Here is a 13459-nt window from a genome sequence, read left to right as displayed (position 1 = left end):
GGAGGTAATGACAGATGCGACTTTCAGGATTTGCTTCTGGATTAGATATTGATGCAATGGTTAAAGAATTGATGAAGGCTAAGAGAAGCTCGTATGATACTATGATTAAGAATCGGACAAAGGTCGAGTGGCAGCAAGAGGACTATCGTTCGATAAGCACAAAGATTGTTGATTTCCGGAATAATAAGCTAAGTGCTTTCAATTTGTCGAATGCAATGAGTGCAAAAACATCAGAGGTTAGCGGCGATACTGCTGCACTAACGGTTAATTCTACTTCTCCAACGGCTCTAGGATCTCTAGATGTTCGCGTAGACGAAGTGGCAAAAGCTGCGAATACTGTGTTTAAATTCAGCGGTGGGACAACGAACGGTGGAGCGGATAAAACGTTAAGCGAATTAGGCTTCGACATTACTGGCGATAATGTTGCTGTCATTGAGATCAATAATGTTATCATTACTGCAAATGGATCTGATACGCTTAGTACGCTTGCAAAGCAAATTAATGCGGTTAGTGGTTCTGTTAAAGCTACGGCCTTGTATGATGCTAATTCAGGCTCATTCTCTATAACATCGTCCAAGACGGGTGCTACGGAACTAGACACTAATGGGGCAACGGTGAATGGGTTAGCGGTTAGTGGCTTTAGTGCAACGAATGCAACTGAAACGTTTACCGATGGTAAAAATGCCAAGGTTCAAATCAACGGAATTGAATACAATCAAGCTAACAATCGTTTTGTGGTTGGCGGCATCGATTTTACGGTTAAAGCGAAGACTGCTGCAAACAGTTCAACAGCAATTGCAACTACGCAGGACACGAATAAAACGATTGAAACCATTAAGTCGTTTGTCACAGAATATAACAATTTGATAAATTCAATTAACACAGAGCTTTCCGAGGCGAGAAACCGCAGCTTTGCTCCATTAACGAGTGAAGAAAAGAAAGAAATGTCGGATAAAGAAATTGAGCAATGGGAAGCCAAAGCAAGGAGTGGTACACTTCGTAATGATAGTACGCTTTCCCAGCTTGTATCTGATTTGAGAACTACCGTGACATCGCTTGTTGGCGGAATTGTGGATGGAAACGGCAAGAAGCTTTCAATTGGAATTACTACAGGCGGATATACCGAGAAAGGTAAACTCGTACTAGATGAAACCAAGCTGAGGACCGCGCTAGAATCCAGCCCGAGTGAGGTAACAGCTTTATTTATGGGGAATACAGGCGTTTTTAGTAAAATGTCTAAATCATCTATGACAGCTTTGAACACCCTTTCCAAAAAGGCCGGTACTTCGCTTGTGAGCACAGATATTAATGCAAGCTTTAAGGATAACTCGACATTAAGTACACAAATTAGAAACATGAAAACGAGAGAAAGTAGTCTTCTTACCCGTCTCGATCGGATGGAGGAGCAATATTATAAGCAATTTAGCGCTATGGAGTCAGCTATCAATAAATACAATAGCCAATCCTCATCCTTGGGTAGCTTTTATTCGTAGTTAAAGGAGTGAAAAGTTTTGCTTAATTCGCCATACAAAGTATATCAACAGTCTTCTGTTCAAACAGCGGCACCAGGTCAACTTATTATTATGCTGTATGAAGGAGCAATAAGATTTACTAAAACGGCCATAGAAGGAATCGAAAAACGCAACTTAGAAATGGCAAATACTTACTTGATGAAATCGCAGGCGATTATCAATGAACTGATTGCTTCGCTCGACCATGAATATGAGATATCAAAAGACTTGGTTCGTATCTATGAGTATATGTTAAACTTGCTCATTCAATCGAATTTCAAAAAAGATGCGAAGATGGCCAACGAAGTGCTTGGACATCTGATGGAGCTTCGTGATGCGTGGAAGCAGGCGATAAAAAGTGCACCAGGAACTGTTCAATCGGGGACGGTTTAAAGTGAGTGGTACATTAATTGAATTGTACGAAACGACTTTGGAGCTAGCGAGACGCTTGGAGGATACGAGCGTAGATGAATGGATGGATCTCATTCAGTTGAGAGATGAGGTCATCCCAATCCTACAGCTTCGACCCGAATTAGAGGAAGAAGAGAAGCGTATGCTGCGGATAATCGTCGGTTATGATGAGGTTATGGTTGCTCGGATGAATGAATTAAAAGAAGAAGCAGCAGCGATGATTATTAAGGTTAATAAGACACGCATACAAAAAAATAGCTACGATTCAAGTTCGTCATCGGAGAGCTACTTTATTGATCGAAAAAATTAATTGTTTCTAGTTACAAAAGGAAATAGGGTATATGAACCGCTAGAGATTTAATCTAGCGGTTCATATTATTTTGAGGCGCGTAAAATCCGATATACTAATTAGAAGCTAGGAGGAGACAAAATGGAAAGTCGACAGTATGTAGAGGAAACGATTGAACAGATTAAGCTTTTTTTGCCGCAGCTTATTCATGCATCTGAAGCAGTCATTGAAGTGTTATATGAAACGATGACGGATCAGACATGGCAGCAATTCGGAGAACTAGTAGAAGGCTTAGATGATCTGTTTAAAGCACTAACTTCGATTGATACAGAGATCGAAGAACTAGAGCACTTTGATGTGCTGAAGGCTTCCATAAATGTTGTGATAAATTCATTACCTGAAAAATTTCAAGCGATGAATGCCAGTATGGATGGTGAAGATTTTATTACGGCAAGCGACTATATAAGGTATGAGTTAACGCCACTTATTCAACAGCTTGCGATTGAACTTGGAGATACTAAGGAAATAAGTGCTCAACGGTATGCAGCCAACATGACTTTTTTACAGCAAAAGTACCCAAAGCTGCATATGCAATTGAGTAAAGTTGTAATAGAAAAAAACCATTACCAACAGGCATATGCCCGTAATGGTTTGCCTAATCTATGCATGGTTACAGATGGAGAAACACCAATTTATTTGTATAGTCAATACGATCCGGCCTTTGCGACTGAACGATGGGCGAAATCACTTGCAGAAAAAGTGGAACATAAATCAGAAATCATTATGTTTGGTTTAGGATTAGGGTATCATGCGCGAAGCTATGCGAAATTATATCCGACACAGAAGCTTTCTATTTATGAGCCTGATGAACAATTATTATTGGCTGCTATGAGTATCATTGATCTGAAGGAATTATTCGATCAACTTAACATAACGGATTTTGTAGTAGGACCAAGCAAATCAGATAGGGATAAACTGTTTTTCCGGTTTCTAAAGTTTATGAAGGGTGACCCGGAAATCATTTCAATTCCTATCTATGATCGTATAACAAATGTGGATGTAACAGAGTTTTCTAAGGATGCCCAAACAGCGATATTAAATTATGACAGCACTGTTCGTATGTATGAGAAATATGGTATGGAGTGGGCTACAAACAGTATGTACAACTTAGGGAAAACGTTGACAACTCCCTCCATTCTACATCTAAAGAATAAGTTTGAGGGAATGACAGCCGTTATTGCAGGGGCAGGACCTTCATTAGAAGCAGACATCGAGTGTCTGCGGAAGCTCAAGAACCATGCAATCATTATTGCGGCAGGTTCAACGATTCAATCGCTACTTCATTTTGGGATTGAGCCGCATCTCATTGTATCGATGGATGGATCCGAAGCGAATTACAATGCGTTTAAGGGTTTGGATATACAGCATATTCCATTACTTTTTACACCCATGCTCAAGTATCGTATTCTTGATGAAAAAAATGAAAACCTGTGCCATGTTCATTTTATCAATGACTCGCCTACGATACATTTCATGGGACTAAAAGAACCAGATCCTATTTTTAATTCGAACCATTCAGTGACTGGGACAGCCATACAAGCAGCCGTATATTTGGGCTGTAATGAAATAGTATTCACAGGTCAGGACTTATCTTATCCGAATGAAAATACCTATTCTCCGGGTGCTAGGCATATGTCGAAGCAGAGAAATGAAATAGTCATTAACGCGATTAAAGCTATGGGTGTAACCGTAGAGAATGTGCAAGGAACGCAGAATCAAACCAGTCATGCCATGAGTTTAACCTTATTGGATATTGAAAACATGACTTTGAAGTTTGCTTCAGATGCTCGTTTTATTAATACTACCCAAATGGGCGCTAAGATCAAGCATACAGAATGGAACACGATGGAGGAAGTTCTGTTACGACTTCAAGGAAAGAGTCTTGAGGATACGATTTTCATTAAAGAGCTGCAACAGGCGACGGGCTATGAAGAAAATCGTGTAAATAAAATACGTACACATATTGCACAGCTGCCAAATGAAATGCTACTGAATGAGAAACGTTTAAAACGTATTGATGATACAATAGGGAAGCTATCCGGGCTAAGCAGGACAAACCAGAAGAAATGCTATGAGATGTTTAACTTAATTGATACGGAATGGAAAGCAATTATTCACAGCAGCCCATTTAAGGCTTTCTATTTTATGATATTCAAAAATGATTTGAACCGATTCGAGCGTGACCTGCCAGAGTTGGCGACTGAACAAAATGTGGTTATAAAATCGAAGCTGATTCAAGAGATTATGCAGCCGCTAATTCAAAAACTAATTAGTTACTCTCCACAGTTGTTTGAAGTTGTGAAAGAGGCTAAACGCAGGGTAGAAGAGAGTATAAATAGCAGTCAGCAAGTATACAAGTAAAGCTTTATGGAGCCGTTAGGGATATTATTTCCTGACGGTTTTTATTATTATATCTTTCTACCAAACCGATATATATAGGGTAGAATGACAGGAGGCTCGCCGGATGACTAACACTCCATATCCGATAGACGAAATGATAGAGGATATTAGACTTTTTTTACCTAAACTTATTGAGGCTTGCTTGGTAGTTGAGGACCTGCTTCATGCCCCTATGACGGAGCAATCGTGGCGACAGTTTGGCGACATGGTCGAGGGAATGGATGATCTCTATAAAACACTGAATGATATTCACGTAGATCTGGATGAAGAAGCAAGCTACCATCCTATGCATGATTCCATTGTTCGTGCTCTTGCAAGCATTAAGGCTAATTTTGGAGCAATGAACCTAAGCATGGACCAAGATGATTACATAGGTGCCAGTGAATGTATACGATTTGAATTAATACCCACATTTAAGCAGCTTGCTGCTGAGTTTGGAGATGTAAAGAGTAAGCGGGAACAACGTTTTGCTGCCAATATGCAATATCTAAAGAGCAGCTACCCCAAGGTATATTCGCAGCTTCATATACAGTTGATTGATCATCGTCATTACCATATTGCATACGCTAGAAATGGAATGCCTACACTGAGCATATCCGCAACTAATGGCAAGCCAATGCAGGTATACAGTCAGTTTAATCCGGTGAACGAGGCAAAAACCTGGATAAGTAAAATGGCGAGTACCGCGCGAGTGAAGTCAAAGGTGCTGATGTACGGTTTCGGTTATGGATATCATGCTAAAGAGTATGCACAAGTCTACTCCGAGCACAGTCTATTTCTTTATGAGCCAGACGTACAGGTGCTGCTCGCAGCAATGAGCGTAATAGACATAAATAGCCTCTTTGAGAGCTTGAATATAATCGGATTTGCTGTTGGTACTTCGAAAGATGCTGTGGATGATATGCTGAAAAGCTTTAACCAATTCAGCAGTGAAAGACCTAACATTGTTGTGCTTCTCGTATATCGTAAGATCAAAGCTGAAGAGCTTAAAGTGATTTACAGTTATGCGGAAAAGGCGATTATGGACCATAATAATGGTATTTATAATTTCAAAAGATTTGGACTCGAATGGACTAGAAATAGCATGTATAATGTAAAATCACTTCTTACTACTCCGTCCATTGCAGAGCTTGCGAATAAGCTGGATGGAGTGACTGCTGTTATCGTTGGAGCAGGTCCGTCTCTGGAAGTAGATATGGAATACTTGCGAAAAATGAAGGAGCATGCTTTCATTATTGCTGCAGGTACAGCGATCCAAGCCTTGCTTCATCATGGAATAGAACCGCATTTAATTGTTTCGATAGATGGGTCTGAGGGGAATTATAAAGCTTTCGAGCCTCTTGACGTCAATCATATTCCGCTGTTGTTTGCAGCGATGATTGATTATCGAATCATCGAACATAGAGAGGGCGGTTTGCTTCATGTGCATCTTAAGAGTGATTCGACAATTGAGCATTTTATGGGCAATCGCGGAGCGGAAAGCGTGGTATTCAAAACGACACATTCCGTGACAGGGACTGCCGTTCAAGCGGCTATTTATATGGGCTGTAAGGAAATTGTATTTGCAGGGCAGGATTTATCGTATTCAGGTACGCAAGTATATGCCAGTGGTGCAAAGCATTTATCTGAAGAACAAAATGAAACGAGAATTAAGGAAGCCACATTTACAGTAGAAAATGTACAAGGAGCCATGAATCGGACGAGTAACGGAATGAAAGCCATGCTGTACGATTTAGAGGATCTCCTATCGCAATACGCTGGCATCCGGTTTGTTAATACGACACACTTAGGTGCAAAAATCAGGCACACAATTTGGGAGCCTATGGAAGAAGTTTTACAGCGGTTGGATAATAGTGTTATACAAGAGAATTTCTTTAGTAAAGAATTGATAGGTCTACAAAGCTATAGTAAAAAGCAAACCACGGAAATTTACGAACGTATCGCTCAATTACCCGAGCAATTGAAGGTATGCGAGAGTCAATGTAGAAAAATAGTTACCCAAATTGGGCTCCTTACAGGGCTAAGTAGAACGAATGCAAAGAAATGTTTGTCCACGATTACCGAAATAGACAGGCAGTGGGAAATCGTTTCTACCAGCAATCCATTTAAAGGGTTGTACATGAGGGCGTGTAGAGGAGAACTAAAGCAATTTGAAGGTGAGTTGTCGAAGTTGAATGCGGCTACAACGCTGCGGGATCAAGTTATCTTTTATCGCAATAGTATGGAGCCTCTTATAAAAACGATGATCGACCGAAGTGCGGAGCTAATGGCTATTGTGATTGAGACTAAGCAAAGAATGGAAGCCGCAATTGAGCTGATCAATTTAAGAGAAGGAGCACATTATGAGCAGCTATCGTAAGGTTTTGGTAACAGGGGCAGATGGTTTTATTGGATCACATTTGACAGAAGCATTGATTCGCAGCGGGTATGAGGTTCGTGCCTTCACCATGTACAATTCATTTAATACTTGGGGATGGTTGGATCAGTGTGCAGAAGATGTTCGCGGGAAATTCGAAGTATTTGCAGGCGATATCCGTGATCCTTATGGTGTGAAGGAGGCGATGAAAGGCTGCGACGCAGTACTGCATTTGGCGGCTCTTATTGCCATTCCCTATTCCTATCATTCTCCAGATACCTATATCGATACGAATATTAAGGGGACTCTAAATGTATTGCAGGCAGGTCGTGAATTAAATATTTCCAAAATCATTCACACTTCCACAAGCGAGGTTTATGGGACGGCAAGATTCGTTCCGATTACAGAGGAACACCCGCTGCAGGGACAATCGCCATATAGTGCAACAAAGATTGCTGCAGATCAGCTAGCTTTATCTTTCTATCGCTCTTTTCAAACACCTGTGGGCATTATAAGACCATTTAATACGTACGGGCCCCGCCAGTCTGCGAGAGCCGTTATTCCGACTATCATTACTCAGATTGCATCGGGCTATAAACAAATTAAACTCGGAACCATTCATCCCACTAGGGATTTCAATTATGTTCAGGACACGGTTAATGGCTTTATTGCGATGCTAGAGTCTAATAACGGTATCGGCGAGGAAATTAATATCGGCAGCAATTATGAAATTTCCATCGGCGATACGGCTAAACTCATCAGCGAGGTCATGGATAAGAATATTGAGATTGTAAGTGACGAAGCTCGATTTAGGCCTGAGAAAAGTGAAGTAGAACGGTTATGGGCTGACAATTCGAAGGCTGAACGGCTTCTAGGTTGGACGCCTGAATTCGGAGGGCTTCAAGGCTTTAGGCAAGGAATTGAACAAACGGTACAATGGTTTACGAATCAGAACAATTTGTCGAAATACAAGGCCGATCAATATAATATATAGATACAACTTAGGAGGCCTTGCAATGAGTAAAGAACATTTACCAACGGTAATACTGGAGACTATTCAGCAAGTACTTTCTAATCCCAAAAACTTCACGGCGCTGCATGAGCCGACATTCCAGGGAAGTGAATGGGAGTATGTAAAGGCATGTCTAGATACAGGATGGGTATCCTCCGTAGGACAATACGTTGACCAATTCGAGCGTGATCTCGCAGAATATACAGGCTCACCTTATGCTATTGCTGTCATGAATGGTACCTCGGCTCTGCATATCAGCTTGCTGCTGGCAGGTGTTCAGGCTAATGATGAGGTGCTTATTCCATCCTTAACCTTTGTTGCAACCGCAAATGCAGTCTCCTATTGCAGTGCTGTTCCTCATCTCATTGACGTAGCAAATGAAACGATGGGTGTAGATCCAGTTAAATTGGACCAGTATTTGCAAGAGATTGTACACATTAAACCGGATGGATTTGCTTATAACCGGCAAACAGGGCGTAGAATCTCTGTTGTGGTTCCCATGCATACGTTTGGACACCCGGTTGAATTAGATGCGCTAGTAGAGGTATGTGAAAGGTATCGGCTGGTAATGGTCGAAGACGCGGCAGAATCACTTGGCTCCTACTATAAAGGCCGCCATACAGGAACCTATGGCAAATTGGCGGCGTTAAGCTTCAATGGCAATAAAATTATTACAACGGGTGGCGGCGGTGCTGTTCTCACAGCGGATGAAGAGATAGCCAAAAGAGTAAAGCATCTGACGACAACTGCCAAAATTCCGCATCGTTGGGCCTTTCAGCACGACGAGACAGCTTTTAATATGCGGATGCCTAATTTGAATGCTGCATTAGGCTGTGCACAATTGGAACAGCTGCCGGATTTTTTAGCAAGAAAAAGGAAACTTGCACAGCGGTATAAAGAATCGTGGCTGGAAGTAGATGGCGTTCAGTGGTTCGAAGAACAGAATCATGTTTCGAGTAATTACTGGCTTAACGCTATTGTACTCGATCAGTCTGATGAGCATTTAAGAAACCAAATTCTAGATGCCACGAACGAAGCTGGCATGATGACTCGGCCAATATGGACCCCCATGCATCGTTTGCACATGTATCAGAATTGCCCCCGGATGGATTTGAGTGTTACTGAAGACTTGGAAATGCGAGTCATTAATATTCCAAGCGGTGTGAAATTAATGGAGTGAGGGAGAAAACAAAGTGAGGAAAATATGCGTGGTTACAGGATCTCGCGCTGAGTACGGCTTATTTTATCCCCTATTGAAAGAGATACAGGCAGATCCGGAGCTGAAGCTGCAGCTAGCCGTAACAGGCATGCATCTAGCTCCTGAGTTCGGCAACACCTACAAGGAGATATTGGACGACGGCTTTTATATCGATGAAAAGGTCGAGATGTTACTGTCTAGCGATACGCGTGTCGGGGTTACCAAGTCAATGGGCTTGGGTCTGATTGGTTTTGCTGACGTATTCCACCGTTTGAATCCTGATATCGTTGTGTTGCTTGGTGACCGCTTTGAAACAATGGTGGCTGCACAAGCCGCAATGATAGCGAATATCCCTATTGCTCATCTTCATGGAGGAGAAAGCACGGAGGGGGTTGTGGATGAAGCCATTAGACACGCAATTACCAAAATGTCGCATCTGCACTTTGTTTCAACAGAAAAGTATCGCAATAGGGTCATTCAACTAGGCGAGCAACCAGACCGCGTATTTAACGTGGGCGCTATAGGGCTGGATAATATTCGGCAATTAAATTTGCTATCCAGAGAAGAATTTGAAGCTTCAATTGATTTTAAATTGGGAGCCGTAAACTTTTTAGTAACCTATCATCCTCTTACGCTCAAGCAGGCGAGCTCTGAGGAGTTGACTACAGCCTTGTTAGCGGCTTTAGATCATTTTAAACATGCCAATATCATTTTCACTAAACCGAATGCGGACACAAATGGTAGAATCATTGGCCATATGATAGATGATTACACGCATAAAAACCCTGGGCGTACCGTAAGTTTTCAGTCGCTTGGAAAGCTCAGGTATTTGAGTGCCTTGCAATATGTTGATGTTGTAATTGGGAACTCTTCTAGCGGCATAATTGAGGTTCCTATGTTTAAAAAGCCGACAATCGATATTGGGAACAGGCAGAAGGGTAGACTGAAGGGATCAACCATAATTGAAACCTCAGAACAAAGTGAAGAGATTATGAAGTCTATATCCGAAGCGCTTGATCCGGTGTTTATAAAATCACATGTTGAAGAGTCCTTGTCCTTATATGGAGATGGAATGACTGCGAGCAAAGTTAAACACGTTTTGAAGAATGCTGATCTAGACGGAATCATTAACAAAAAGTTTTATGAGATTGAAGGGTAAGATGGAAGCTGCGCAAGAAGTTAAATGGAGGTCATTGCATGAGTGTATATATTATTGCTGAGGCTGGCGTTAATCATAACGGTTCGCTTCAAATGGCTAAGAAACTCGTTCATGCAGCAGCAGCAGCTGGTGCAGATGCAGTGAAGTTTCAAACCTTTCAGGCAGATAAACTGGTCAGCCGACATGCGGCTAAAGCGGACTATCAGAAAAAAACGACGGATGCAGAAGAATCGCAACTGGAGATGATACGCAGGCTGGAGTTGTCTGCGGAAGACCACGTAGAGCTTATGAGTGAGTGTCAGATAGCTGGGATTGAATTTTTGTCAACACCGTTCGATCTATCGAGTCTCAAGCTGCTGACAGAGCAATTAGGCTTGCAAACATTAAAAATATCGTCAGGAGATATTACAAATCTCCCCCTGTTATATCATGCCGGCAAAAGTGGAGCCAACGTTATATTATCAACTGGAATATCCATACTCGGGGAGATCGAAGAAGCGCTAGGTGCTTTAGCTTTTGCCTATTTGGGTAATGAGAACATCCCTTCGTTATCTGGTTTCAGGGAGGCTTATTGTTCAGAGGAAGGACAGGCATTGCTACGCAAGAATGTAACCCTTCTGCATTGCACAACCGATTATCCTACTTCGTATGGTGATGTTCACTTGAACAAAATGATTACCTTACGCCAAGCATTTGGCTTACTTACAGGATATTCTGATCACACCATTGGTGCAGAAGTATCGGTATCCGCTGTTGCATTAGGAGCTACTGTTATAGAGAAGCACTTCACGCTAGATAAACGGTTGGAAGGTCCTGACCATTTGGCCTCTATGGAGCCGGAAGAGCTGAGCGGACTAGTTAGTCAAATTCGAAATGTAGAGCTGGCAATGGGAATATCTAATAAAATTCCGGCAGCTTCGGAGTTGCGCAATGCAAGTCCAGCCCGGAAAAGTATAGTTGCGGCACTGCCGATTGGCGTTGGGGAAATAATGACAGAGGCGAACCTTACTCTAAAACGGCCAGGCAGTGGTTTGCCTCCATCTGCTTACTGGAGTTTACTTGGCAAACAGGCGAGTAGAGCTTATCAAGCAGATGATCTAATTGACTGAAATCAATTTTAATAGAGCTTATATATCGAACGATAGAATGATTTACCAGACCGCAAAGAGCTATATTCTTGCGGTTTTTCTTATTTTATAACGAGCGCTTACCGATATATAGAGTACAAGCTGGGGTAACGAGGGGGACTGGGAATGAAGCAGATTGATAAACTATTAATTTCACCACAAGCCTCCATATTAGAGGCTCTACATATTATTGATAAAGGTACTGCGCAAATTGCACTTGTTGTTGATACCAATCAACGACTGATTGGAACGATTACGGATGGTGATATCCGCAGGGGGATACTAAAGGGAATTGATTTAAAAAGTGAAGTAAATTTAATTATGAAAACGGATCCGATTACCTCACTTGAGGCGGACAGTAAAGATATTGTTTTTGCCAAGATGAAAAATTATAACTTAAAGCAAATACCGATTACTGACCCGGATGGGAAGATCGTACGCCTAGAACTGCTAGGTGAGATCATTAGACATGAACGCAGCGACAATTGGGTCGTATTAATGGCAGGCGGATTAGGGACAAGACTTGGTGAATTAACAAGGGACTGTCCTAAGCCATTATTAAAGGTTGGAAGCAAGCCTATTCTTGAAGTGATATTAGAGAACTTCATCTCAAACGGTTTTTATCGCTTTATAATATCCGTTAACTATAAAGCAGAGATGATTATGGAGTATTTCGGGAATGGGTTAAAGTGGGGCGTTGAAATTATATATCTGCAGGAAAATAAACGGTTAGGTACTGCAGGAGCGTTAAGCTTGCTGCCGTTCATACCGGATAAACCTATACTTGTTATGAATGGCGATTTATTAACGAAAGTAAATTTTCAGCAGTTACTTGATTTTCATTTGGATACAAGGGCGAAGGCTACAATGTGTGTCAGAGAATATGAGTTTCAAGTACCTTATGGCGTTGTTAAGGTAGATAATTATAGACTTCAAAGCATAGAAGAAAAACCCGTTCAACATTTTTTTATTAGCGGTGGAATCTATGTAATATCTCCTGAGGTGCTGCAGTATATTCCTGAGGAAACCTTCTATGATATGCCTTCATTGTTCGACAAGCTGCTGCAGATTAATGCACCAACTTCAGCATTTCCGATTCGAGAATATTGGATGGATATCGGCAGAATGGATGACTTTGAACGAGCGAATAGCGAATATTTAGAAGGGATTTTCTAATATGATAAATGATAAAAAGGTTTTGGCCATCATACCTGCTAGAGGAGGCTCGAAAGGGGTTCCTGGTAAAAATATTCGCAACCTGGGTGGAAAGCCGCTTATAGCATGGACGATCGAAGAGGCTAATAAATCGGTATATATAGATAGAGCCGTTGTCTCTACTGATGACGAAGCTATTATAAAAGCAGCCATCGCATACGGGGGAGATGTCCCTTTTAGTCGTCCAGCAAGCTTGGCACAAGATGATTCGTCAGGCATCTCACCAGTTCTGCACGCAATCGATCAAATCCCTGGTTATGATTATGTTGTTCTTCTACAGCCTACGTCACCTCTCAGGAATTATAATGATATTGATAAATGCATAGAGTTGTTAGTTGCTTCTGCTACTACAGCGGTCGTATCGGTAACCGAGCAAGAGAAAAGTCCTTATTGGATGTTTGAAGTGAATCAAGAGAATAAAATGAAACCAGTAATGGGCGAAACGATAGCATTACCGAGGCAGGAGTTACCTAAAGTTTATGCTCTGAATGGCGCTGTGTACGTTTCTAGTATCGAACAATTGAAGCAGACAGAAACGTTTTTGACGAAAGAGACAGTAGCCTATGTTATGCCGAGTGAAAGATCTATCGATATTGATACTTTAACCGATTTTCGTTTGTGTGAAATTTTAATTGAAAGTAGTGCAAGTAAAACGAGCTAAAGGTAAAAGAATAGGGTGAATAGCCAGAGCTGCAATGATTGCTTTCGTCGACAGGAGGAG

At 41.5% G+C, this 13459-nt stretch carries 11 protein-coding genes; all 11 read left to right on the top strand.

The genetic code is table 11. From position 1 onward, the window contains the following. Positions 1-14: 14 nt before the first annotated feature. The 11 genes from fliD to FGT79_RS15215 all read left to right on the top strand — a co-directional run bounded on the left by fliD (position 15) and on the right by FGT79_RS15215 (position 13399). Positions 15-1493 (top strand): flagellar filament capping protein FliD, encoded by a 1479-nt coding sequence (gene fliD / locus FGT79_RS15265; RefSeq protein ID WP_138753694.1) that lies wholly within the window; start codon positions 15-17, stop codon positions 1491-1493. An 18-nt stretch (positions 1494-1511) separates the two neighbouring features. Continuing rightward, positions 1512-1904 carry a flagellar export chaperone FliS gene (gene fliS, locus FGT79_RS15260; protein ID WP_138753693.1) on the top strand — a complete coding sequence of 131 codons (393 nt, stop codon included), beginning with the start codon at positions 1512-1514 and terminating at the stop codon, positions 1902-1904. Between the two features lies 1 nt (position 1905). Continuing rightward, positions 1906-2232 (top strand): flagellar protein FliT, encoded by a 327-nt coding sequence (fliT, locus tag FGT79_RS15255; RefSeq protein WP_171056263.1) that lies wholly within the window; start codon positions 1906-1908, stop codon positions 2230-2232. Between the two features lie 225 nt (positions 2233-2457). Then, positions 2458-4632: a motility associated factor glycosyltransferase family protein gene (locus tag FGT79_RS15250; RefSeq protein WP_171056262.1), complete on the top strand. Its 2175-nt coding sequence runs from the start codon at positions 2458-2460 to the stop codon at positions 4630-4632. Positions 4633-4735: 103 nt separating this feature from the next. Beyond that, positions 4736-7030: a motility associated factor glycosyltransferase family protein gene (locus FGT79_RS15245; protein WP_138753690.1), complete on the top strand. Its 2295-nt coding sequence runs from the start codon at positions 4736-4738 to the stop codon at positions 7028-7030. Next, positions 7014-8021 carry an NAD-dependent 4,6-dehydratase LegB gene (locus FGT79_RS15240; RefSeq protein ID WP_138753689.1) on the top strand — a complete coding sequence of 336 codons (1008 nt, stop codon included), beginning with the start codon at positions 7014-7016 and terminating at the stop codon, positions 8019-8021. Before FGT79_RS15245 ends, FGT79_RS15240 begins: the two co-directional genes overlap by 17 nt. 22 nt (positions 8022-8043) lie before the next feature. Further along, on the top strand, positions 8044-9219 hold the full coding sequence (locus FGT79_RS15235; protein ID WP_138753688.1) for a LegC family aminotransferase: 1176 nt from the start codon (positions 8044-8046) through the stop codon (positions 9217-9219). A gap of 28 nt (positions 9220-9247) precedes the next feature. Then, entirely contained in the window at positions 9248-10396 is a 1149-nt protein-coding gene (gene neuC, locus FGT79_RS15230) for a UDP-N-acetylglucosamine 2-epimerase (RefSeq protein ID WP_246096449.1), read from the top strand. A 38-nt stretch (positions 10397-10434) separates the two neighbouring features. Next, positions 10435-11505, top strand: coding sequence for an N-acetylneuraminate synthase (gene neuB / locus FGT79_RS15225; RefSeq protein ID WP_138753686.1), 1071 nt, complete (start codon positions 10435-10437; stop codon positions 11503-11505). A 144-nt stretch (positions 11506-11649) separates the two neighbouring features. Continuing rightward, a complete protein-coding gene (locus tag FGT79_RS15220) occupies positions 11650-12699 on the top strand; it encodes a nucleotidyltransferase family protein (protein WP_138753685.1) in 1050 nt (349 codons plus the stop codon). 1 nt (position 12700) lies between these two features. After that, positions 12701-13399, top strand: coding sequence for an acylneuraminate cytidylyltransferase family protein (locus FGT79_RS15215; RefSeq protein ID WP_138753684.1), 699 nt, complete (start codon positions 12701-12703; stop codon positions 13397-13399). The last annotated feature ends 60 nt before the right edge of the window (positions 13400-13459 follow it).

Source organism: Paenibacillus sinopodophylli, from assembly GCF_005930355.1.
GTDB classification, from domain to species: Bacteria; Bacillota; Bacilli; order Paenibacillales; family Paenibacillaceae; genus Pristimantibacillus; species Pristimantibacillus sinopodophylli.
Note: the sequence above shows the minus strand (reverse complement) of the source record. Positions and strands in the feature narration are given on the sequence as shown.